This is a genomic window from Streptomyces sp. SUK 48 (assembly GCF_009650765.1).
Taxonomy (GTDB): Bacteria; Actinomycetota; Actinomycetes; order Streptomycetales; family Streptomycetaceae; genus Streptomyces.
Genome location: NZ_CP045740.1, coordinates 3,628,066 through 3,649,390, shown reverse-complemented (window position 1 = coordinate 3,649,390; position 21,325 = coordinate 3,628,066). Strand labels below are relative to the sequence as shown.

The 21,325-nt window shown below is 70.8% G+C and carries 21 protein-coding genes and 1 pseudogene; 18 read left to right on the top strand and 4 right to left on the bottom strand.

Annotated elements, in window-relative coordinates; all coding sequences use genetic code 11:
• Window positions 1-23: 23 nt before the first annotated feature.
• The 5 genes from GHR20_RS15640 to GHR20_RS15620 all read left to right on the top strand — a co-directional run bounded on the left by GHR20_RS15640 (window position 24) and on the right by GHR20_RS15620 (window position 3,883).
• A complete protein-coding gene (locus GHR20_RS15640) occupies window positions 24-539 on the top strand; it encodes a nuclear transport factor 2 family protein (protein ID WP_153813513.1) in 516 nt (171 codons plus the stop codon).
• Window positions 536-1,258, top strand: a complete 723-nt coding sequence (locus GHR20_RS15635; RefSeq protein WP_153813512.1) for an A24 family peptidase — start codon at window positions 536-538, stop codon at window positions 1,256-1,258. The genes GHR20_RS15640 and GHR20_RS15635 overlap by 4 nt, the downstream gene beginning before the upstream one ends.
• Window positions 1,259-1,302: 44 nt before the next feature.
• Entirely contained in the window at window positions 1,303-2,502 is a 1,200-nt protein-coding gene (mqnC, locus tag GHR20_RS15630; RefSeq protein WP_148026475.1) for a cyclic dehypoxanthinyl futalosine synthase, read from the top strand.
• Window positions 2,503-2,509: 7 nt separating this feature from the next.
• Window positions 2,510-3,112 (top strand): hypothetical protein, encoded by a 603-nt coding sequence (locus tag GHR20_RS15625; protein WP_111586923.1) that lies wholly within the window; start codon window positions 2,510-2,512, stop codon window positions 3,110-3,112.
• A gap of 78 nt (window positions 3,113-3,190) precedes the next feature.
• On the top strand, window positions 3,191-3,883 hold the full coding sequence (locus GHR20_RS15620) for a demethylmenaquinone methyltransferase (RefSeq protein ID WP_153813511.1): 693 nt from the start codon (window positions 3,191-3,193) through the stop codon (window positions 3,881-3,883).
• Between the two features lie 23 nt (window positions 3,884-3,906).
• On the opposite strand, the gene GHR20_RS15615 is transcribed toward GHR20_RS15620, so the two are convergent.
• On the bottom strand, window positions 3,907-4,215 hold the full coding sequence (locus tag GHR20_RS15615) for a PASTA domain-containing protein (RefSeq protein WP_275549670.1): 309 nt from the start codon (window positions 4,213-4,215) through the stop codon (window positions 3,907-3,909).
• A 109-nt stretch (window positions 4,216-4,324) separates the two neighbouring features.
• Window positions 4,325-4,855 carry a GNAT family N-acetyltransferase gene (locus GHR20_RS15610; protein ID WP_111586920.1) on the bottom strand — a complete coding sequence of 177 codons (531 nt, stop codon included), beginning with the start codon at window positions 4,853-4,855 and terminating at the stop codon, window positions 4,325-4,327.
• A gap of 97 nt (window positions 4,856-4,952) precedes the next feature.
• Here GHR20_RS15610 and GHR20_RS15605 point away from each other — a divergent pair, with 97 nt between their 5' ends.
• Window positions 4,953-6,236: a geranylgeranyl reductase family protein gene (locus GHR20_RS15605; RefSeq protein WP_153813510.1), complete on the top strand. Its 1,284-nt coding sequence runs from the start codon at window positions 4,953-4,955 to the stop codon at window positions 6,234-6,236.
• Here GHR20_RS15605 and def read toward each other — a convergent pair.
• Together def and GHR20_RS15595 are read right to left on the bottom strand one after the other, a co-directional pair.
• Complete coding sequence (gene def, locus GHR20_RS15600) at window positions 6,202-6,861, bottom strand: peptide deformylase (protein ID WP_153813509.1); 660 nt, start codon at window positions 6,859-6,861, stop codon at window positions 6,202-6,204. The genes GHR20_RS15605 and def overlap by 35 nt on opposite strands.
• A 153-nt stretch (window positions 6,862-7,014) precedes the next feature.
• Complete coding sequence (locus tag GHR20_RS15595; RefSeq protein WP_111586917.1) at window positions 7,015-7,851, bottom strand: C40 family peptidase; 837 nt, start codon at window positions 7,849-7,851, stop codon at window positions 7,015-7,017.
• A gap of 669 nt (window positions 7,852-8,520) precedes the next feature.
• Here GHR20_RS15595 and GHR20_RS15590 point away from each other — a divergent pair.
• The 12 genes and pseudogenes from GHR20_RS15590 to nuoL all read left to right on the top strand — a co-directional run bounded on the left by GHR20_RS15590 (window position 8,521) and on the right by nuoL (window position 21,322).
• Window positions 8,521-8,880: an NADH-quinone oxidoreductase subunit A gene (locus tag GHR20_RS15590; protein WP_030494815.1), complete on the top strand. Its 360-nt coding sequence runs from the start codon at window positions 8,521-8,523 to the stop codon at window positions 8,878-8,880.
• A 15-nt stretch (window positions 8,881-8,895) separates the two neighbouring features.
• Window positions 8,896-9,450, top strand: a complete 555-nt coding sequence (locus GHR20_RS15585; protein ID WP_009190037.1) for an NADH-quinone oxidoreductase subunit B — start codon at window positions 8,896-8,898, stop codon at window positions 9,448-9,450.
• A complete protein-coding gene (locus GHR20_RS15580) occupies window positions 9,447-10,205 on the top strand; it encodes an NADH-quinone oxidoreductase subunit C (RefSeq protein WP_153813508.1) in 759 nt (252 codons plus the stop codon). The genes GHR20_RS15585 and GHR20_RS15580 overlap by 4 nt, the downstream gene beginning before the upstream one ends.
• A complete protein-coding gene (locus tag GHR20_RS15575; RefSeq protein ID WP_148026485.1) occupies window positions 10,202-11,524 on the top strand; it encodes an NADH-quinone oxidoreductase subunit D in 1,323 nt (440 codons plus the stop codon). Before GHR20_RS15580 ends, GHR20_RS15575 begins: the two co-directional genes overlap by 4 nt.
• Window positions 11,521-12,387 carry an NADH-quinone oxidoreductase subunit NuoE gene (nuoE, locus tag GHR20_RS15570; RefSeq protein WP_148026486.1) on the top strand — a complete coding sequence of 289 codons (867 nt, stop codon included), beginning with the start codon at window positions 11,521-11,523 and terminating at the stop codon, window positions 12,385-12,387. The genes GHR20_RS15575 and nuoE overlap by 4 nt, the downstream gene beginning before the upstream one ends.
• A pseudogene (gene nuoF / locus GHR20_RS15565) lies at window positions 12,384-13,732 on the top strand (NADH-quinone oxidoreductase subunit NuoF). The gene nuoE and the pseudogene nuoF overlap by 4 nt, the downstream one beginning before the upstream one ends.
• Window positions 13,729-16,257 (top strand): NADH-quinone oxidoreductase subunit G, encoded by a 2,529-nt coding sequence (locus GHR20_RS15560; RefSeq protein ID WP_153813507.1) that lies wholly within the window; start codon window positions 13,729-13,731, stop codon window positions 16,255-16,257. The pseudogene nuoF and the gene GHR20_RS15560 overlap by 4 nt, the downstream one beginning before the upstream one ends.
• Window positions 16,254-17,630 (top strand): NADH-quinone oxidoreductase subunit NuoH, encoded by a 1,377-nt coding sequence (gene nuoH / locus GHR20_RS15555; protein WP_153813506.1) that lies wholly within the window; start codon window positions 16,254-16,256, stop codon window positions 17,628-17,630. Before GHR20_RS15560 ends, nuoH begins: the two co-directional genes overlap by 4 nt.
• Window positions 17,623-18,276, top strand: a complete 654-nt coding sequence (nuoI, locus tag GHR20_RS15550; RefSeq protein WP_153813505.1) for an NADH-quinone oxidoreductase subunit NuoI — start codon at window positions 17,623-17,625, stop codon at window positions 18,274-18,276. Before nuoH ends, nuoI begins: the two co-directional genes overlap by 8 nt.
• Window positions 18,273-19,115, top strand: a complete 843-nt coding sequence (locus GHR20_RS15545; protein WP_148026491.1) for an NADH-quinone oxidoreductase subunit J — start codon at window positions 18,273-18,275, stop codon at window positions 19,113-19,115. Before nuoI ends, GHR20_RS15545 begins: the two co-directional genes overlap by 4 nt.
• Window positions 19,112-19,411, top strand: a complete 300-nt coding sequence (nuoK, locus tag GHR20_RS15540) for an NADH-quinone oxidoreductase subunit NuoK (RefSeq protein WP_046417165.1) — start codon at window positions 19,112-19,114, stop codon at window positions 19,409-19,411. The genes GHR20_RS15545 and nuoK overlap by 4 nt, the downstream gene beginning before the upstream one ends.
• Before the next feature lie 15 nt (window positions 19,412-19,426).
• On the top strand, window positions 19,427-21,322 hold the full coding sequence (nuoL, locus tag GHR20_RS15535) for an NADH-quinone oxidoreductase subunit L (protein WP_153813504.1): 1,896 nt from the start codon (window positions 19,427-19,429) through the stop codon (window positions 21,320-21,322).
• The last annotated feature ends 3 nt before the right edge of the window (window positions 21,323-21,325 follow it).

The following is a 21,325-nucleotide window of genomic DNA, read 5'->3' as shown; positions in this document are numbered from 1 at the left end:
GGTTGAGGGAGGAGCCTTCCGTCATGGACACCGAGACCGACACCGGAGAGACGCGGCGCCGGCTACGCGCCCTGACCGACCGCGCCGAGATCACCGACCTGATGGACCGCTATCTGCGCTCCCTGGACGACGGGGAATTCGACGAGGAGTGGGCCCGCGCCTTCCACACCGAGGACGTCACCGCGGAGATGCCCATCGGCACCGTCCACGGCCGCGCCGCCCTGCTGGCCCATGTCCGCCGGGGAATGGCCCTGTTCGACCGGACCGTGCACCTGGGCACCGACACCGTCGTCGAGATCGACGGCGACCGGGCCACCGCCCGCGGCGCCCAGCTGAACACCCACGTCCTCGCGGACGGCTCGGGCGGCGTCTTCGTCTCCGCGGGCCATGCCGACACCGCACTGGTCAGGACGGCCGACGGCTGGCGGATCTCCGCCTCGGCGCTGCGGGTGGTGTGGACCCAGGGCCCGCCGCCACGGCTGCCGGACGACTTCACCCCCGCCGCCCCGGCCGGGCACCGGGCAGGGCGGCCCGGATGAGCGATGCGCCGGTGTGGGCCGCCGCCGCGCTCTGGGGGGCGGCGGCGGGGGCCGTCCTGCCCAGGGCCGCCTTCCGGTTCGCCGTACCGGACGACGAACCCTGGCGCGCGCGGTGCCCGGACGGGCACGCGGTCCGCGGGTGGCTGGGGCGTACGGCGTGCCCCGGCTGCCCGGCCCCCGCCCGACTCCTCCTGCCCGTCCTCACCGCCCTGGTCTGCGCGGCCCTCGCCGCCGCGACCGGCCCCCGGCCCGAACTGGTGGTCTGGCTGCTGCTCGCGCCGGTCGGGGTGCTGCTGTGCGCGGTCGACGTCCGGGTGCGGCGGCTGCCCGATGTGCTGACCCTGCCGTCCGCCGCCCTCGCCCTCGCGCTGCTGGGGCTCGCCGCGCTGCTGCCCGGGCACGCCGGGCACTGGCCCACCGCGCTGTACGGGGCCCTCGCGCTCGGGGCGTCGTACACCGTGCTGCACCTGGTGAACCCGGCCGGAATGGGCTTCGGGGACGCCAAGCTGGCCCTCGGGACGGGGGCCGCGCTCGGCTGGTACGGCTGGCCCACGGTGCTGCTCGGCACGTTCGCCGCGGTCCTGGCCGGCGCGCTGTACGGCGGCGCGCTCGTCGCCGTACGGCGGGCCTCGCGCACGACGGGCGTCGCGTTCGGGCCGTTCCTGCTGGGCGGAACCCTTGTCGGGGTGCTGATCGGCGCGTATAGGGCGCTGTCGTAGGCTGGTCCGGTCCGTCCATAACCCTTGACGAAAGGGACGCCCCGGTGACCGAGAAGGCCGACCTCCAGTCCGTCCTCGACCGTGCCGCCGCCGGCGGGCGGATCACCCCGGAAGAGGCCCTCGCCCTCTACCGCGACGCCCCGCTACACGCGCTGGGCACGGCCGCCGACGCGGTGCGCCGCCGCCAGTACGCCGGTATCGAGCACATCGCGACGTACATCATCGAGCGCAACATCAACTACACGAACGTGTGTGTCACGGCGTGCAGGTTCTGCGCCTTCTACGCGGCCCCCAAGGACACCGCCAAGGGCTGGACCCGCGACCTCGACGACATCCTGCGCCGCTGCGCGGAGACCGTCGAGCTGGGCGGCACCCAGATCATGTTCCAGGGCGGCCACCACCCGGACTACGGCGTCGAGTACTACGAGAAGCACTTCAAGGCCATCAAGGACGCCTTCCCCCAGCTGGTGATCCACTCGCTGGGCGCGTCCGAGGTCGAGCACATGGCCCGGATCAGCAAGGTGTCGGTCGAGGAGGCCATCACCCGGATCCACGAGGCCGGTCTCGACTCGTTCGCCGGTGCCGGCGCCGAGCTGCTGCCGGAGCGGCCGCGCAAGGCCATCGCCCCGCTCAAGGAGAGCGGCGAGCGCTGGCTGGAGATCATGGAGACCGCGCACAACCTGGGTGTGGAGTCCACCTCCACCATGCTGATGGGCACCGGCGAGACCAACGCCGAGCGCATCGAGCACCTGCGGATGATCCGCGACGTACAGGACCGCACGGGCGGCTTCCGCGCGTTCATCCCGTACACGTACCAGCCCGAGAACAACCACCTCAAGGGCCGTACGCAGGCGACGCTCTTCGAGTACCTGCGGATGATCGCCATCGCCCGGCTGTTCCTCGACAACGTCCGGCACATCCAGGGCTCCTGGCTCACCACGGGCAAGGAGGTCGGCCAGCTGTCCCTGCACTACGGCGCGGACGACCTCGGCTCGATCATGCTGGAGGAGAACGTGGTCTCCTCGGCCGGCGCCAAGCACCGCTCCAACCGGCTGGAGATCATCGACCTCATCCGCAAGGCGGGCCGGGTGCCGGCGCAGCGCGCGACGACGTACGAGCACCTGGTCGTGCACGAGGACCCGGCGAACGACCCGGTCGACGACCGCGTGGCCTCGCACATCTCCTCCACGGCGATCGCGGGCGGCACCGCGCATCCCGAGCTGAAGCTGCTCGACGCCAACTGAGCGCGCCGTGCTGACGATTCACGCCGACGCCACGGGGCTCGCGCTCGCCGTCGAGGGCGAGCGGATCGCGGCCACGGGGGAGCTCGGGGAGCTGGCCGACGGGTATCCGCGGGCGCGGGTGCGGCGCTGGCCGGGCATCCTCACGCCCGGGTTCGTCAGCCTCCACGGCCCGGAGCTGCTGGAGGAGGCGTACCACCCGGACCCCCGGGAGGCCGATGAGCTGGGCACCGAGCCGCTGTACGGCGACGCGCTCGCCCGGCTCGCCCTGGACGACGTCCGGTGGGGCGGGAGCGCGCGGCGGGGGGTGCAGCGGATGCTGGCGCACGGGACGGTGGCGGTGGCGGGCCCGCTCCGCCGGCCGGCGGCGCTGGACGCGGTCCGGCGCACCGGGCTCGGCCTGCTGCCCCGTACGGGGCCACCCGGCGGGGTGCCGTCCCTGGACCCCCTCGCGAGCGGGCTCCCGCCGGAGGTGCCGGAGCCCCGGAAACGGGGTTCCGTGGCGTCCTTCGCCGTGTTCGACGTGGCGGACGAGGAGGAGCTCTCCGAGCGGGGGGCCTCGACGTGCGTGGCGACGGTCGTCCGGGGCCGGCTGCTGTACCGGCGGCGGTGAGGCACACCGCCCCGCTCACGGCGCGCTCCACGACCCACCCGGAGCCGTCCGCCGGGACCTTGCTGCGACAATGGCCGGGTGACCCGCGCATCCCTGGACAAGCAGCCGCACGAAGTCGCCTCGATGTTCGACAACGTGGCGGAACGGTACGACCTGACCAACGACGTGCTGTCCCTGGGGCAGGACCGCCGCTGGCGCAAGGAGGTCGCGCAGGCCGTCGACGCCCGCCCCGCGCAGAAGATCCTGGACCTCGCCGCCGGCACCGCCACCTCCTCCCTGCCCTTCGCCCGCAGCGGCGCCTACGTCGTGCCCTGCGACTTCTCGCTCGGCATGCTCCAGGTCGGCAAGAAGCGCCACACCTGGCTGCCGTTCACCGCGGGCGACGCGACCAGGCTGCCGTTCAAGGACGACACCTTCGACGCCGTCACCATCTCCTTCGGCCTGCGCAACGTGCAGGACTTCGACACCGCGCTGCGCGAGATGTACCGCGTCACCAAGCCCGGCGGACGCGTCGTGATCTGCGAGTTCTCGCACCCGACCTGGACGCCCTTCCGGACCGTCTACACCGAGTACCTGATGCGCGCGCTGCCCCCGGTCGCCCGCGCCGTGTCCTCGAACCCGGACGCCTACGTCTACCTCGCCGAGTCCATCCGCGCCTGGCCGAACCAGCCCGGGCTCGCCGGACGGCTCCGCGAGGCCGGCTGGTCCAGGGTCGCCTGGCGCAACCTCACCGGTGGCGTCGTCGCCCTGCACCGCGGCTTCAAGGACTGAGCCGGCAGCGGGCTCTCACACCCTCACCGGCCGGTCATCTCGAACGCGTCCCCCGCCTCCCCCCGCTCCCGCTGGAGTCCGCCCGTCGGCGGCCGGGGGACGCGTGGTTCGCGCACCCCTCCGCCGCCCTCGCCGTCCGCGAAGTCGAACCACACGTACACCACCGACTCGGCCGGCACCTCCGCCCCGGGCGGCGGGTACTGGCGTACCACGTAGTCCACGACCGCCCGGTGGAACTCCGGGCGGTCCGGCGCGGTCAGGAGCAGCCCCCGGACCCGTGCGCTCTCCCGCGCGTCCACGGCCATCAGACCGACCAGCCGTGGCACACGCACATCGGGTGTCTTGGGTGTTATGTGCACAGATGTCACCCCCAGCGGTACTGGAAGGGTAACTCCGGTGCCGTGCGGCCGGAAGAAGTCGCTGCCTTACTGTGACAGACGGCTACCCTGCGTCACCGACAGGGGAGTCGAGGTCGAGGCGGAAGCAGAGCGCGCCGCCCTCCAGGACCGGATGCGGGTACGTCTCCGCGGCCCGCATGCCCAGGCGCCGGGTCACCGCGATGGACCGCTCGTTGCCCGGCCGCACCATCGCCACCACGTCCGGTACGCCCGCCTCCCGCACCCGGCGCAGGGTCTCGCGCGCGGCGGCGGTGACGTACCCCTTGCCCCAGTGCGCCCGCCCGAGCCGCCAGCCGATCTCCGTCGAGCCCACCGGGCCCCACTGCGGCAGCCAGGGCTGGGCGCCGGTGAAGCCGAGGACCTCGCCGGACTCGTCCAGGATCGTCCAGAGGCAGAAGCCCCGTTCCGCGTCGTGCCGCCGCTGGCGCGCGGTGAGTTCCTCGTAGACGGAGAGCGCGGCGGGCTTGCCGCCGTAGAACTCCATCACCTCGGGATCGGCGAACAGCCGGTGCCAGGCCAGGGCGTCCTCATGGGTCGGAACGCGCAGCCGCGGTGCGGGGAGAGGTCGGTTCACAGGGCAGCCCTTCAGCCGGGTGATCTATTCCGCTGAATAGACTGCCCATGTCCAGTGCCGGTCGGCACGCAGATTTCGAACTTGGGGAGATCCCGCCGTGACCGAGCCCCTCTCCGACCACTCCGCCGATGTGATCGTCGTGGGCGCGGGCCCAGCCGGCTCCGCGACCGCGTACCACCTGGCCAAGGCCGGTCTCGACGTACTGCTCCTGGAGAAGACCGAGTTCCCGCGCGAGAAGGTGTGCGGCGACGGCCTCACGCCGCGCGCGGTCAAGCAGCTCGTCGCCATGGGCATCGACATCTCCGAGGAGGCCGGCTGGCTGCGCAACAAGGGCCTGCGCATCATCGGCGGCGGCTCCCGCCTCCAGCTGGACTGGCCGGATCTCGCGGCCTTCCCGAACTACGGACTCGTGCGCAAGCGCGACGACTTCGACGAGACCCTGGCCCGGAACGCGCAGAAGGCGGGCGCGCGGCTGTACGAGCGCTGCAATGTCTCCGGGCCGATCGTGGACGAGCGCACCGGCCGCATCACCGGGGTGACGGCCAGGGTCGGCGAGGAGAAGCGCGAGGTCGGCTATCACGCGCCGCTCGTCGTCGCGGCCGACGGCAACTCCACCCGGCTGTCCCTCGCGATGGGCCTGCACCGCCGCGAGGACCGTCCGATGGGCGTCGCGGTGCGCACGTACTTCACCTCGCCCCGCCATGACGACGACTACCTGGAGTCCTGGCTGGAGCTGTGGGACCGGCGCGGTGCGCAGGAGCGGCTGCTGCCCGGCTACGGCTGGATCTTCGGCATGGGCGACGGCACCTCCAACGTCGGCCTCGGCGTCCTCAACACCTCCGCCGCCTTCAAGGAGCTGGACTGGCGCGAGATCCTCAAGGCATGGTGCGCGTCCATGCCCGAGGACTGGGGCTACACCCCCGAGAACATGACCGGCCCGATCCGCGGCGCCGCGCTGCCGATGGCCTTCAACCGGCAGCCGCACTACACCAAGGGCCTGCTGCTGGTCGGCGACGCCGGCGGCCTGGTGAACCCCTTCAACGGCGAAGGCATCGCCTACGCCATGGAGTCCGGCCAGATCGCCGCCGACGTCATCGTCCAGGCACACGCGCGGGCGACGCCGGCCCAGCGGGAGATCGCCCTCCAGCGCTACCCGCGCGTCCTCAAGGACACCTACGGCGGCTATTACAACCTCGGCCGCGCCTTCGTGAAGCTCATCGGCAACCCCAAGGTCATGCAGATCGCCGCCCAGCGCGGCCTGACCCACCCCGTTCTGATGAAGTTCACCCTGAAACTCCTGGCCAACCTGACCGACCCGACGGGCGGCGACGCGATGGACCGGATCATCAACGGGTTGACGAAGGTGACCCCGAAGGCGTGATCAGGCGCTGAGCGACGCCCTCCTTGGCGGACCGGCGGGCGTAGACCTCCTCCCGCCGGTCCCCCATCTGCCGCAGCGCGTCCTTTTTCTCCCGCTTGGTCAACCGATCGAGGTAGATGTACCCGTTGGTGTGATCCGTCTCGTGCGCGAGGCACCGGGCGAAGTAGCCCGTCCCCTCGACCTCCAGCGCGTTGCCGTCCCGGTCCCGGCCGCGCACGAGCGCCCGGTCGGGCCGCGGCACCGCCATCACCGCGCCCGGCACCGACAGACACCCCTCGCCCTCGTCCAGCAGCCGTCGCCCGTCGAGGGGTGATTCCAGCACGGGGTTGACGATGTGTCCGACATGCCGGTTTCCGCCGTCGTCGGGGCAGTCGTACACGAACAGGCGCAGATCGACCCCGACCTGATTCGCGGCGAGCCCGGCGCCCTCGGCGACGTACATCGTGCGGAACATGTCGTCGATGAGCGCCGCGAGGTCGGGCCCGAACTCCGTGACGTCGCGGCAGGGCTTGTGCAGCACCGCCTCGCCGACCTCGGTGATCCGGCGCACCGCGCCCCGGGCGGCCTCGGGGGCGTACCGGGGGAACTCGGCGGCGGGGGCGCCCTGTACGAACACGCGTGGCATCGCGTCTTCTCCTTCACTCGTGGACGAAACCGCCGTACGGCGGTCCGGCCCGAGCATGCCAGGGAACGCCGCAGGGCCGCTGCCCCCGAGCGGCTGCGGCCCTGCGTGAGGCGCGTAGACGCACCTCAAGTGTGTGAAACGGTACGGGATACCTCAGAGTACGCGCACGGCGCCCGTCGGCTGGTCGTACGACAGCGGGTGCTCCGAGACGCCGGAGGACGGGTTCTGCGCGCCGACGAACATGCCGTCGCCCACGTACACCGCGACGTGGTACGCGCTGCCCGCGCTGCCCCAGTACAGGATGTCGCCGGGCTGGAGGTCGCTCAGCGAGACCTGGGTGCCGGCGGTCGACTGGTCCTGCGAGACCCGCGGCAGGCTCACGCCGACCTGCTTGAAGGCGGTCTGCACCAGGCCCGAGCAGTCGTACGCGGAGGGGCCGGTGGCGCCGGAGACGTACGCCTTGCCCAGCTGCGACTTGACGAAGCTGATGACGGCGGCGGCGGAACCGGTGGCCGTGGAGGAGCCGGTGCTGCTGCCCGTGCCGGTGCTGGTGCCGGTGGAGCCGGAGGTGTCGTCGGCCGTGAGGGCGATCCGGGTCGTGCCGCGCGTGGCGCGCTCGGCGGCGGCCTTGCGGGCGGCCTCCTCGGCCTTCTTCTTGGCGTCGGCGGCCTTCTGCTTGGCGTCGGCGAGGTCCGACTTGGCCTGCTTCGCGGCCTTCGCGGCGGCCGCGTCGCGCTCGGCCTGGAGCTGGTAGTTCGCCGCGGCCTGCTGGGTGGCGTCCGCGGACTGGGCGGCCTGCGTGGCCAGGTCGGCCGTGAGGGTGGGCAGTTCGAGGGTCTGCGTCACCGGCTCGGCCGCGTTGGCCGGACCGGCGGCCCCGGCGACTGCCAGGGTGCTGAGGACGCCACCGGCAACTCCGGCCCGCATCGCGAGGGACGACGCGCTGCGGCGGGGCTTCCGGTGGCTGCGTATGTGAGCGGTGTGGGACATGGGAACAACCGGTATCAGCAGCTCCTCCACATCTTCAAGAAACGTGTGCTGCGCCACAGTTGCAGGATCGAGACCTCAAACCCCGGGCGTGTCGCCCTTTATTGACGCCGTAACGGACATTGCGGGCGCCCGTGATCAAGCCCTTGATCACGGTCTTTGATCATTACGTCCGAATTGCCCCGCGCTTACCACCGGTTGATGTGGTTGGCCAACCCCGGTTCCTGGGAGGCGGCTGTGTCTGTGACTGAGGTCACGGAACGCCCGCCGCGGGGCCGGCGTCCCGCGCGTGGGGGGAGTTCGTGAACACATGCACACGCCGACGTGTGTGCGAGATCCCCTATCAAGATCGGTTGCCCAGCGCCAATTTGCATGCAGGCGAACTCTCTTGATATTGAGACGACCTCTTTGGCCTGCGATGACAGGCGAAATTGTCACTTCTAGTGATCAACTGAACGCTTCGTGTATGAAGATCAGCCATCATCCGACTTCATGATCCTTCGTCAGGTGGTGGAGATCACAAAGCTTGTGGAATACCCCGTGTCGCAGATCACAGATCGGCGGGCATAGGATGCGGAGCAGTTGGGCTTGTGACCTGCTTCACATGTTCTCGATCTTCATCGGCCCAGCGAACCGCCAGCAGTCAGTGCCGACTGAGAGGAGCGAGGAGCGGTGAACGCCTATGCGCCCATCCTCGTACTGGGAGCCCTCGGGGCAGGCTTTGCGATCTTCTCCGTGGTCATGGCCACGCTGATCGGTCCGAAGCGGTACAACCGCGCCAAGCTCGAAGCCTACGAGTGCGGCATCGAGCCGACCCCCACGCCGGCCGGCGGCGGGCGCTTCCCCATCAAGTACTACCTGACGGCGATGCTCTTCATCGTCTTCGACATCGAGATCGTCTTCCTCTACCCCTGGGCCGTCACCTTCGACGCCCTGGGGCTTTTCGGGCTCGTGGAGATGCTGCTCTTCGTGCTCACCGTCTTCGTCGCGTACGCGTACGTATGGCGGCGCGGCGGCCTGGAATGGGACTGAGGGGCCATATAAGACATGGGACTCGAAGAAAAGCTGCCGAGCGGCTTCCTGCTGACCACCGTGGAACAGGCCGCGGGCTGGGTGCGCAAGGCATCCGTCTTCCCGGCCACCTTCGGCCTGGCCTGCTGTGCCATCGAGATGATGACCACCGGCGCCGGCCGCTACGACCTCGCGCGCTTCGGCATGGAGGTCTTCCGCGGTTCACCGCGCCAGGCGGACCTGATGATCGTGGCCGGCCGGGTCAGCCAGAAGATGGCGCCGGTCCTGCGGCAGGTCTACGACCAGATGCCCAACCCCAAGTGGGTGATCTCCATGGGCGTCTGCGCCTCCTCGGGCGGCATGTTCAACAACTACGCGATCGTCCAGGGCGTCGACCACATCGTCCCGGTCGACATCTATCTGCCCGGCTGCCCGCCCCGGCCCGAGATGCTGATGGACGCGATCCTCAAGCTCCACCAGAAGATCCAGTCCACCAAGCTCGGGGTGAACGCCGAGGAAGCGGCCCGCGAGGCGGAGGAGGCGGCGCTCAAGGCACTGCCCACCATCGAGATGAAGGGGCTGCTGCGGTGAGCGACGCGAACGGCACCCACGGCGACGGGGCGAACGGGGTGAACCCCGAGAAGGATCTCTCCGCCTCCAACCTCCCCGGCCAGCGCGGCCAGGGCGGCGAGGAGATCCGCGTCCAGCGCGGCATGTTCGGCGCGAACAACGGCGGCGACACCTCCGGCTACGGGGGCCTGGTCCGCTCGGTCCGGCTGCCCGGTCCGGCGAGCCGGCCCTACGGCGGCTGGTTCGACGAGGTCGCCGACGAGCTGGAGGGAGCCCTGGAGGAACAGGGCCTGCTGCCGGCCAACGCCATCGAGAAGACGGTCGTCGACCGCGGCGAACTCACCTTCCACGTCGAGCGCGAGCACCTGCTCCGGGTCGCCCGCACCCTGCGCGACGACCCCGCCCTGCGCTTCGAACTGTGCACCGGCGTCAGCGGCGTGCACTACCCGGGCGACAAGGGCCGCGAGCTGCACGCCGTCTACCACCTGCGCTCGATCACCCACAACCGGCTGATCCGCCTGGAGGTCGGCGCCCCGGACACCGACCCGCGCATCCCGTCCCTGGTCCCCGTGTATCCCACCAACGACTGGCACGAACGCGAGACGTACGACTTCTTCGGGATCGTCTTCGACGGCCACCCGGCCCTGACGCGGATCATGATGCCGGACGACTGGCAGGGCCACCCGCAGCGCAAGGACTACCCGCTCGGCGGCATCCCCGTCGAGTACAAGGGCGCCCAGATCCCGGCTCCGGACCAGCGGAGGTCGTACTCGTGAGCACTCAGTCCGCATCGGCACGCGAAACCACCGAGGGCACCGTCTACACGGTCACCGGTGGCGACTGGGACGAGGTCGTCCAGTCGGCGGCCCGCTCCGACGACGAGCGCATCGTCGTCAACATGGGTCCCCAGCACCCCTCCACCCACGGGGTGCTCCGGCTGATCCTGGAGATCGACGGCGAGACGGTCACCGAGGCCCGCTGCGGCATCGGCTACCTGCACACCGGCATCGAGAAGAACCTCGAATTCCGCACGTGGACGCAGGGCACCACCTTCGTCACGCGCATGGACTACCTGACGTCCTTCTTCAACGAGACCGGCTACTGCCTCGCCGTGGAGAAGCTCCTCGGCATCGAGGACGACATCACCGACCGCGCCAAGATCATCCGGGTGCTCCTGATGGAGCTGAACCGGATGTCCTCCCACCTGGTGTGCATCGCCACCGGCGGCATGGAGCTGGGCGCGACCACGATCATGATCTACGGCTTCCGTGATCGTGAAATGATTCTCGACCTCTATGAGCTGATCACCGGCCTGCGGATGAACCACGCGTACATCCGCCCCGGCGGACTCGCCCAGGACCTGCCGCCCGGCGCGGTCGACCAGATCCGCGAGTTCGTCAAGAAGATGCGCCGAAACCTCCCGGAGTACGACAAGCTCGCCACCGGGAACCCCATCTTCAAGGCCCGCATGGGCGACATCGGCTATCTCGACCTGGCCGGCTGCATGGCCCTCGGCGCGACCGGCCCGATCCTGCGCGCCACCGGCCTGCCGCACGACCTGCGCAAGAGCCGGCCGTACTGCGACTACGAGACGTACGACTTCGAGGTCCCCACCGCCGACAGCTGCGACGCCTACGGCCGCTTCCTGATCCGCCTCGAGGAGATGCGCCAGTCGCTCGGGATCATCGAGCAGTGCCTGGACCGGCTGGCGCCCGGCCCGGTCATGGTCGCCGACAAGAAGATCGCCTGGCCCGCCCAGCTGGCCCTCGGCCCGGACGGACTCGGCAACTCCCTCGACCACATCAAGAAGATCATGGGCACCTCCATGGAGGCCCTGATCCACCACTTCAAGCTGGTCACCGAGGGCTTCCGGGTCCCGCCGGGCCAGGCGTACGCGGCCGTCGAGTCCCCCAAGGGCGAGCTCGGCGTGCACGCGGTCTCCGACGGCGGCACCCGCCCCTACCGGGTCCACTTCCGCGACCCGTCGTTCACCAATCTTCAGGCCATGGCGGCGATGTGCGAGGGCGGCCAGGTCGCCGACGTGATCGTCGCCGTCGCGTCCATCGACCCCGTGATGGGAGGCGTCGACCGGTGACCACCTCTTCTTCGGAGCGGGGCGTCAGCCTGGGCATGCCCGAACCGCCCGCGCCCGCCTACCCGGACGACGTACGGGAGCGGCTGGCGGCGGACGCGCGCGAGATCGTGGCGCGCTACCCGGACTCCCGCTCCGCCCTGCTGCCGCTGCTCCACCTCGTGCAGTCCGAGGAGGGCCATGTCACGCGCACCGGAATGCGGTTCTGCGCCCAGACGCTCGGCCTGACCACCGCCGAGGTCACCGCGGTGGCCACCTTCTACACCATGTACCGGCGCCGGCCCTCCGGCGACTACCAGGTGGGGGTGTGCACCAACACCCTGTGCGCGGTGATGGGCGGCGACGCGATCTTCGAGTCCCTCCAGGAACACCTGGGCGTGGGCAACGGGGAGACCACCGAGGACGGCAAGGTCACCCTGGAGCACATCGAGTGCAACGCGGCCTGCGACTTCGCGCCGGTCGTGATGGTCAACTGGGAGTTCTTCGACAACCAGACGCCCGCGAGCGCCCGGGACCTGGTCGACGACCTGCGCGCCGGCCGGGACGTACAGCCCACCCGGGGCGCGCGCGTGTGCACCTTCAAGGAGACCGCCCGCATCCTGGCCGGCTTCCCGGACGAGCGGCCCGGGGCCGTCGAGGAGGGCGGCAGCGCCGGACCCGCCTCGCTGGTCGGCCTGCGCCTGGCCAAGGGCGAGTCCGCGCCCGCGCGCGTGGTCCATCCGCGCGGCGGCCCGCAGGACCCGCCGCGGGAGCCGGTGCCCGAGCCGTCCCCGGCCGAGCACCCCAGCTCCCATGACGCGCCGCAGGAGACCTCGGCCTCCGATCCCGCGCACCCGGCAGGGCCTGCCGCCGAGGAGGGGGAGTGATGACCGTGGCACCCGAACTGAAGGACTCCAGTCCCGAGAAGCTGCTCGCACCCGTGCTGTCGGCCTTCTGGGACGAGGACCGCTCCTGGTCCCTGGACGTCTACCGGCGGCACGAAGGGTACGAGGGGCTGCGCGCGGCGCTCGCCATGCCGCCCGACGACCTGATCGCCTACGTCAAGGACTCCGGGCTGCGCGGTCGCGGCGGCGCGGGCTTCCCGACCGGCATGAAGTGGCAGTTCATCCCGCAGGGCGACGGCAAGCCGCACTATCTCGTGGTCAACGCCGACGAGTCGGAGCCGGGCACCTGCAAGGACATCCCGCTCCTGTACGCGAACCCGCACAGCCTCATCGAGGGCATCGTGATCGCGTGCTACGCCATCCGGTCGTCGCATGCCTTCATCTACCTCCGGGGTGAGGTGGTCCCGGTCCTGCGGCGGCTGCACGAGGCCGTGCGCGAGGCGTACGCGGCCGGCTACCTCGGCGAGAACATCCTCGGCAGCGGCCTGAACCTCGAACTCACCGTGCACGCCGGCGCCGGGGCGTACATCTGCGGCGAGGAGACCGCGCTGCTGGACTCGCTCGAAGGCCGCCGCGGTCAGCCCCGGCTGCGTCCCCCTTCCCTGCCGTCGAGGGGCTCTACGCCTGCCCCACCGTGGTGAACAACGTCGAGTCCATCGCCTCGGTTCCCGCGATCCTGAAGAACGGGAAAGAGTGGTTCAGGGCGATGGGCAGCGAGAAGTCGCCGGGCTTCACGCTCTACTCGCTCAGCGGCCATGTCGCGAGCCCCGGCCAGTACGAGGCCCCGCTCGGCATCACCCTGCGCCAGCTCCTGGAGATGAGCGGCGGGATGCGCGCGGGCCACCGGCTGAAGTTCTGGACGCCGGGCGGCTCCTCCACGCCGATGTTCACCGCCGAACACCTCGACGTGCCGCTCGACTACGAGGGCGTCGGCGCCGCCGGCTCCATGCTCGGCACCAAGGCCCTCCAGTGCTTCGACGAGACCACCTGCGTGGTCCGCGCGGTCACCCGCTGGACCGAGTTCTACGCCCATGAGTCCTGCGGCAAGTGCACCCCCTGCCGCGAAGGGACGTACTGGCTGGTGCAGTTGCTGCGGGACATCGAGGCGGGCAAGGGCGCCAGGGGCGACCTGGACAAGCTCGCGGACATCGCCGACAACATCAACGGCAAGTCCTTCTGCGCCCTCGGCGACGGCGCGGCCTCCCCGATCTTCTCCTCGCTGAAGTACTTCCGCGAGGAGTACGAGCAGCACATCACGGGCCGGGGCTGCCCCTTCGACCCGGCCAAGTCGACGGCCTGGGCGGACCGCCCGGAGGTGAACGCATGACCGTGACCACCAGCGCCCCCGCGGGCGGCGGAGAGGCGGCCCGCCCGCCGGCGGACCTCGTCACGCTGACGATCGACGGCATCGAGATCAGCGTGCCCAAGGGCACCCTGGTCATCCGGGCCGCCGAACAGCTCGGCATCGAGATCCCCCGCTTCTGCGACCACCCCCTGCTCGACCCGGCGGGCGCCTGCCGGCAGTGCATCGTGGAGGTGGAGGGCCAGCGCAAGCCGATGGCCTCCTGCACCATCACCTGCACCGACGGCATGGTGGTGCGCACCCAGCTGACCTCCCCGGTCGCCGAGAAGGCCCAGCACGGTGTGATGGAGCTGCTGCTCATCAACCACCCGCTGGACTGCCCGGTCTGCGACAAGGGCGGCGAGTGCCCGCTGCAGAACCAGGCCATGTCGCACGGCAACGCCGAGTCCCGCTTCGAGGGCCGCAAGCGCACCTACGAGAAGCCGGTCCCGATCTCCACCCAGGTGCTGCTGGACCGCGAGCGCTGCGTGCTGTGCGCGCGCTGCACCCGCTTCTCCAACCAGATCGCGGGCGACCCGATGATCGAGCTGATCGAGCGGGGCGCGCTCCAGCAGGTCGGCACCGGCGAGGGCGACCCCTTCGAGTCGTACTTCTCCGGGAACACCATCCAGATCTGCCCCGTGGGAGCGCTCACCTCGGCGGCCTACCGCTTCCGCTCCCGCCCCTTCGACCTGGTCTCCTCGCCCTCGGTGTGCGAGCACTGCGCGGGCGGCTGCGCCACCCGCACCGACCACCGGCGGGGCAAGGTCATGCGGCGGCTCGCGGCCGACGACCCCGAGGTCAACGAGGAGTGGATCTGCGACAAGGGGCGCTTCGGCTTCCGCTACGCCCAGCTCAAGGACCGCCTCGACACGCCGCTGGTGCGGAGCGCCGACGGCGCCCTGGTGCCCGCGTCCTGGCCGGAGGCGCTGGAGGCGGCGGCGCGCGGTCTGACCGCGGCCCGCTCCCGGGCGGCCGTCCTGACCGGCGGCCGGCTGACCGTCGAGGACGCCTACGCGTACAGCAAGTTCGCGCGGGTCGCCCTGGCCACCAACGACATCGATTTCCGCGCCCGGGCGCACAGCGTCGAGGAAGCCGGCTTCCTCGCCGCCCGGGTGGCGGGCCGCGGCCGTGACCTCTGGGCCCCCGGGACGGAGTCCGGGGGAGGTACGGGGGTCACGTACTCCTCGCTGGAGAAGGCGCCCGCCGTGCTGCTCGTCGGCCTGGAGGCGGAGGAGGAGGCCCCCGGCGTCTTCCTGCGGCTGCGCAAGGCGTGGCGTCAGCACAAGCAGCTGGTGTTCTCGCTGGCCACGCACGCCACCCGGGGCCTTCAGAAGGCGGGCGGCACCCTGCTGCCGGCCGCGCCCGGCACCGAGACCGAGTGGCTGGACGCGCTCGCGAGCGGCGTCGGCCTGGAGGCCCCCGGCACCCGGGCCGCCGAGGCGCTGCGCGGCGAGGGCGCCGTCATCGTCGTGGGGGAGCGGCTGGCCTCGGTCGCCGGCGGGTTCACCGCCGCCGTACGGGCCGCGACCGCGACCGGCGCCCGGCTGGTGTGGATTCCGCGCCGGGCCGGGGAGCGCGGCGCCCTGGAGGCCGGCGCGCTGCCCGAGCTGCTGCCGGGCGGCCGCCCCGCGACCGACCCGCGCGCCCGCGACGAGGTGGCCGACGTCTGGGGCCTGTCCGAACTGCCGCCGGGCTACGGCCGCGACACCGAGCGGATCGTCGAGGCCGCGGCGGACGGCGCGCTCGCGGCCCTGGTGGTCGCGGGCGTCGAGGTCGCCGATCTGCCCGACCCGGCCCGTGCCCGCGAGGCACTGGACCAGGTGGGCTTCCTGGTCTCGCTGGAGCTGCGGCCCAGCGAGGTCACCGAACGCGCCGATGTCGTCCTGCCGGTGGCCGCGGTCGCCGAGAAGGCCGGCACCTTCCTCGACTGGGAGGGCAGGGTGCGCTTCTTCGAGGCCGCGCTCAAGCCGGACCAGATGACCCGCCGCCCGGCCCCGGCCGACGCCCGGGTGCTGCACATGCTGGCCGACGCCATGGACGTCCACCTCGGGCTGCCGGACCTGCGCACCATCCGCGCGGAGATCGACCGGCTCGGCTCCTGGGACGGCCCGTACGCCCCCGACCCCCGGGAGCCCGCGGGCGCCGTACCCCGCCCGGCCGCCGGGGAGGCCGTGCTCGCGGGCCACCGGCTGCTGCTCGACCAGGGCCTCCTCCAGGAGGGTGACGAGGCGCTGGCCGGCACCCGGCACGCCGCCCGCGCCCGGCTGTCGGCGGCCACGGCCGCCGAGGCGGGGGTCGCGGACGGCGAGCTGCTCGCCGTCACCGGCCCCGCCGGCACCCTCGAACTCCCGCTCCAGATCGGCGAGCTGCCCGACCGGGTGGTCTGGCTCCCGCTGAACTCCGTCGGCGGCGGTGTCGCCTCCGACACCGGGGCACAGCCCGGCGACCTCGTCCGCATCGGCCCGGCGGCCCCCGCCGGGGCGGCTCCCAAGGAGGTGGAGGCATGAGCTTGTACCTCGCCGCTGAAGACCTCTCGATGTTCGGCCGCGACCCCTGGTGGCTGGTCGTCGTCAAGGCGGTCTTCTGCTTCGCCTTCCTGATGGTGACCGTGCTGTTCTCCATCGTCTGGGAGCGCAAGGTCGTCGCCTGGATGCAGCTGCGCATCGGGCCCAACCGGCACGGCCCCTGGGGCATGCTCCAGTCGCTCGCCGACGGCGTGAAACTGATGCTCAAGGAGGACCTGATCGTCCGCCGCGCGGACAAGGTGGTCTACGTCCTCGCGCCGATCGTGGCGGCCATCCCGGCCTTCATGGCGATCGCGGTGATCCCGTTCGGCCCCGCCGACCACGAGATCTCCATCTTCGGCACCCGTACGACGATGCAGCTCACCGATCTGCCGATCGCGATGCTCTACATCCTCGCGGTCGCCTCGGTCGGCATCTACGGCATCGTCCTCGCGGGCTGGAGCTCCGGCTCCACCTACCCGCTGCTGGGCGGTCTGCGCTCCTGCGCGCAGATGATCTCCTACGAGATCGCCATGGGCGCGGCGTTCGCCTCGGTGTTCCTCTACTCGGGCTCCATGTCGACGTCGACCATCGTGGCCCAGCAGCACGACCGCTGGTACATCCTGCTGCTGCCGGTCTCCTTCCTCCTCTACATCGTCACCATGGTCGGCGAGACCAACCGCGCCCCCTTCGACATGCCGGAGTCCGAGGGCGACCTGGTGGGCGGCTTCAACACCGAGTACTCGTCCATCAAGTTCGCGATGTTCATGCTCGCCGAGTACGTGAACATGGTGACGGTCTCCGCCGTCTCCACCACCCTCTTCCTCGGCGGCTGGCGGGCCCCCTGGCCGATCAGCACCTTCTGGGCGGGCGCCAACCACGGCTGGTGGCCGATGCTCTGGTTCGTCGTCAAGGTGCAGCTGCTGCTGTTCTTCTTCATCTGGCTGCGCGGCACCCTGCCCCGCGTCCGGTACGACCAGCTGATGAAGCTCGGCTGGAAGGTCCTGATCCCGGTCTCGGTGACCTGGCTGATGCTCGTCGCGTCCGTCCGGGCGCTGCGCAACGAGCACTACGGCTTCGCCGACATCGCCCTCTACGTGGGCGGCGGGGTGCTCGCCCTGCTGCTGATCTCCTTCGTGGTCGACATCTTCCGCGAGAAGGCGCAGACGGCCGAGCGGTCCACCGCGGAGCAGGCCGGGTTCGACCCGATGGCCGGCGGATTCCCGGTGCCGCCGCTGCCCGGACAGGAGCTGCCGACGGTGCCCAGGCGGCGCCCGCGGCGCGAGCGGGAGCTGATTGTCAGTGGTGGGCCCGACACTGTGAGTGACGGTCCGTCAGAGGGATCTTCGGATGGAAAGGAGGCGTCCGATGGCTGAGGAACCCAAGGAGATCAAGCCCGGTTTCCAGAACCCCGTGGCCGGCTTCGGCGTGACCTTCAAGGCCATGTTCAAGAAGCGGCTCACCGAGCAGTACCCGGAGCAGAAGAAGACCACCGCTCCCCGCTTCCACGGACGGCACCAGCTCAACCGCCATCCGGACGGCCTGGAGAAGTGCGTCGGCTGCGAGCTGTGCGCCTGGGCCTGCCCCGCCGACGCCATCTACGTGGAGGGGGCCGACAACACCGACGAGGAGCGCTACTCGCCGGGCGAGCGCTACGGCCGCGTCTACCAGATCAACTACGCCCGCTGCATCCTGTGCGGGCTGTGCATCGAGGCGTGCCCCACCCGCGCGCTGACGATGACCAACGAGTTCGAACTGGCCGACTCCAGCCGCGCGAACCTCATCTACACCAAGGAGCAGCTGCTGGCCGGCCTCGACGAGGGCATGGTCGAGGCGCCGCACTCCATCTTCCCGGGCACCACCGAGGAGGACTACTACCGGGGCCTGGTCACCCAGGCCGCGCCCGGCACGGTCCGCCAGACCGCCGCCGCCACGGGCGAGAACGCCCAGGACGCCGAGGACGCCGAGGACGCCCAGGTCTCGGGCGCCCGGAAGGCGGCGGACCGGGAGGTGGACGCATGAGCGCGCAGCTCGCCGCCTATACGACCTCCACCGGTGAGGCGTTCCAGTTCTGGGTCCTCGGCACCGTCGCGGTGATCGGCGCCCTGTGCACCGTCTTCATGCGGAAGGCCGTGCACAGCGCGCTCAGCCTCGCCGGGACCATGATCGTCCTGGCGGTGTTCTACCTCGCCAACGGCGCCTACTTCCTGGGCGTCGTACAGATCGTCGTCTACACCGGCGCGATCATGATGCTGTTCCTGTTCGTGGTGATGCTCGTCGGCGTCACGGCCGCGGACTCGCTGAAGGAGACCATCAAGGGCCAGCGCTGGCTGGCCCTGCTGTGCGGGGCCGGCTTCGGCGTACTGCTGCTCGCCGGGATCGCCAACGCCTCCCTGAAGGACTTCGCGGGCACCGGCCAGGCGAACGCCAACGGCAATGTGGAGGGCCTCGCCGCCCTCATCTTCACCAAGTACGTCTTCGCCTTCGAGATCACCGGCGCCCTGCTGATCACGGCCGCCGTCGGCGCCATGGTGCTCACCCACCGCGAGCGCACCGAGCGCGCCAAGACCCAGCGCGAGCTGGCCGAACAGCGCGTCCGCGAGGGCAAGCACCTGCCGCCGCTGCCCGCCCCGGGTGTCTACGCCCGGCACAACGCGGTGGACATCGCCGGCCTGCTCCCCGACGGCACCCCCTCCGAGCTGACCGTCAGCAAGACGCTGCGCGAACGCGGCCAGATCCGGGACGTGTCCACGGAGGCCATCAACGATCTGCGGGCGCTGGAACAGCGTTCGAAGGACCGCCTGGAGCGGACGCCGATCGAACCGGAGACGTTCAAGCGGCCCGAGGAGGCGTCGAAGTGAACCCGGTCAACTATCTCTATCTCGCGGCCCTGTTGTTCACGATCGGCGCCACCGGCGTACTGATCCGGCGCAACGCCATCGTGGTCTTCATGTGCGTCGAGCTGATGCTGAACGCCTGCAATCTCGCGTTCGTCACCTTCTCCCGGCTGCACGGCAATCTGGACGGCCAGGTCATCGCGTTCTTCACGATGGTCGTCGCCGCCGCGGAGGTCGTGGTGGGCCTCGCGATCATCGTGTCGCTGTTCCGTACCCGCCACTCGGCCTCGGTCGACGACGCCAGCCTGATGAAGCTGTAAGGGGTCGGGAGAATCGTGGAGAAACTGATCGCGCTGCTCATCGCGGCGCCCCTGCTCGGAGCGGCCGTCCTCCTGGTCGGCGGCCGGCGCCTGGACCGCGTCGGCCACTGGCTCGGCACCCTGCTGTCGACCACGTCCTTCGTCATCGGCCTGCTCCTCTTCGCCGACCTGCTCGGCAAGAACGCCGCACACCGCACGCTGATCCAGCACCTGTGGACCTGGATCCCGGTCGAGGGCTTCCAGGCGGACGTCACCTTCCGCCTCGACCAGCTGTCGATGACCTTCGTCCTGCTGATCACCGGCGTCGGCTCGCTGATCCATCTGTACTCGGTCGGGTACATGGCGCACGACGAGCGCCGCCGCCGCTTCTTCGGCTATCTGAACCTGTTCCTCGCGGCGATGCTGCTGCTCGTCCTCGCCGACAACTACCTGCTGCTGTACGTCGGCTGGGAGGGCGTCGGCCTCGCCTCGTACCTGCTGATCGGCTTCTGGCAGCACAAGCCCAGCGCCGCGACGGCCGCCAAGAAGGCGTTCCTGGTCAACCGCGTCGGCGACATGGGCCTGTCGATCGCGATCATGCTGATGTTCACCACCTTCGGCACCTTCGCCTTCGGACCGGTCTTCGGCCATGTCGACGGCGCCTCCCAGGGCAAGCTCACCGCGATCGGCCTGATGCTGCTGTTGGCCGCCTGCGGCAAGTCCGCCCAGGTGCCGCTCCAGTCCTGGCTCGGTGACGCGATGGAGGGCCCGACCCCGGTCTCGGCCCTGATCCACGCGGCGACCATGGTGACCGCGGGCGTCTATCTGATCGTCCGCTCGGCGGCCGTCTTCAACGCGGCGCCGGACGCCCAGCTCGTCGTCACCGTGGTCGGCACGGTCACGCTGCTCTTCGGTGCGATCGTCGGTTGCGCCAAGGACGACATCAAGAAGGCGCTGGCCGGCTCGACCATGTCGCAGATCGGCTACATGGTGCTCGCCGCGGGCCTCGGCCCCATCGGCTACGTCTTCGCGATCATGCACCTGGTGACCCACGGCTTCTTCAAGGCCGGGCTCTTCCTCGGCGCGGGCTCCGTGATGCACGGCATGAACGACGAGGTCGACATGCGCAAGTTCGGCGGCCTGCGGAAGTACATGCCGATCACCTTCATCACCTTCGGCCTCGGCTACCTCGCCATCATCGGCTTCCCGGGCCTGTCGGGCTTCTTCTCCAAGGACAAGATCATCGAGGCGGCCTTCGCCAAGGGCGGCACCGAGGGCTGGATCCTCGGCGGCGCGGCCCTGGTGGGCGCGGCCATCACCGCGTTCTACATGACGCGCGTGATGCTGATGACGTTCTTCGGCGAGAAGCGCTGGCAGCCCGACGCCGAGGGCCACGAGCCGCATCCGCACGAGTCCCCGGCCGTCATGACGATCCCGATGATCGTGCTGGCCGTCGGCTCGGTGCTCGGCGGTGCCTTCTTCAGCATCGGCGACCGCTTCCTCAAGTGGCTGGAGCCGGTCACCGGGCACAGCGAGGGCCACTCCCCGGTCAGCGCCGGGGAGGTCACGATCGCCACGATGGTGTGCCTGGTCATCGGCGTGGGCATCGCCTGGGCGCAGTACGGCCGAAGGCCCGTCCCCGCCCTTGCCCCGCGCGGCTCGCTGCTCACCCGGGCGGCCCGCCGCGACCTCCTCCAGGACGACTTCAACCATGTGGTCCTGGTGCGCGGCGGCGAACACCTCACGCGCTCCCTGGTCTACCTCGACCACAGCGTGGTCGACGGGGTCGTCAACGGCACGGCGGCCGGCTTCGGCGGCCTGTCCGGGCGGCTGCGCCGGCTCCAGAACGGCTTCGCCCGCTCCTACGCGGTCTCGATGTTCGGCGGCGCGGCACTCCTGGTCGCCGCGACCCTGCTGATGAGGGCGGTCTGATAC

Bases quoted from the DNA above. Each gene is read 5' to 3' on its own strand.
- GHR20_RS15640 (WP_153813513.1), top strand. From the start codon at position 24: ATGGACACCGAGACCGACACCGGAGAGACGCGGCGCCGGCTACGCGCC.
- def (WP_153813509.1), bottom strand. From the start codon at position 6,861: ATGCCACGCGTGTTCGTACAGGGCGCCCCCGCCGCCGAGTTCCCCCGG.
- GHR20_RS15595 (WP_111586917.1), bottom strand. From the start codon at position 7,851: ATGTCCCACACCGCTCACATACGCAGCCACCGGAAGCCCCGCCGCAGC.
- GHR20_RS15560 (WP_153813507.1), top strand. From the start codon at position 13,729: ATGACCGTGACCACCAGCGCCCCCGCGGGCGGCGGAGAGGCGGCCCGC.
- nuoI (WP_153813505.1), top strand. From the start codon at position 17,623: ATGGCTGAGGAACCCAAGGAGATCAAGCCCGGTTTCCAGAACCCCGTG.
- GHR20_RS15635 (WP_153813512.1), top strand. From the start codon at position 536: ATGAGCGATGCGCCGGTGTGGGCCGCCGCCGCGCTCTGGGGGGCGGCG.
- nuoH (WP_153813506.1), top strand. From the start codon at position 16,254: ATGAGCTTGTACCTCGCCGCTGAAGACCTCTCGATGTTCGGCCGCGAC.
- GHR20_RS15585 (WP_009190037.1), top strand. From the start codon at position 8,896: ATGGGACTCGAAGAAAAGCTGCCGAGCGGCTTCCTGCTGACCACCGTG.
- GHR20_RS15545 (WP_148026491.1), top strand. From the start codon at position 18,273: ATGAGCGCGCAGCTCGCCGCCTATACGACCTCCACCGGTGAGGCGTTC.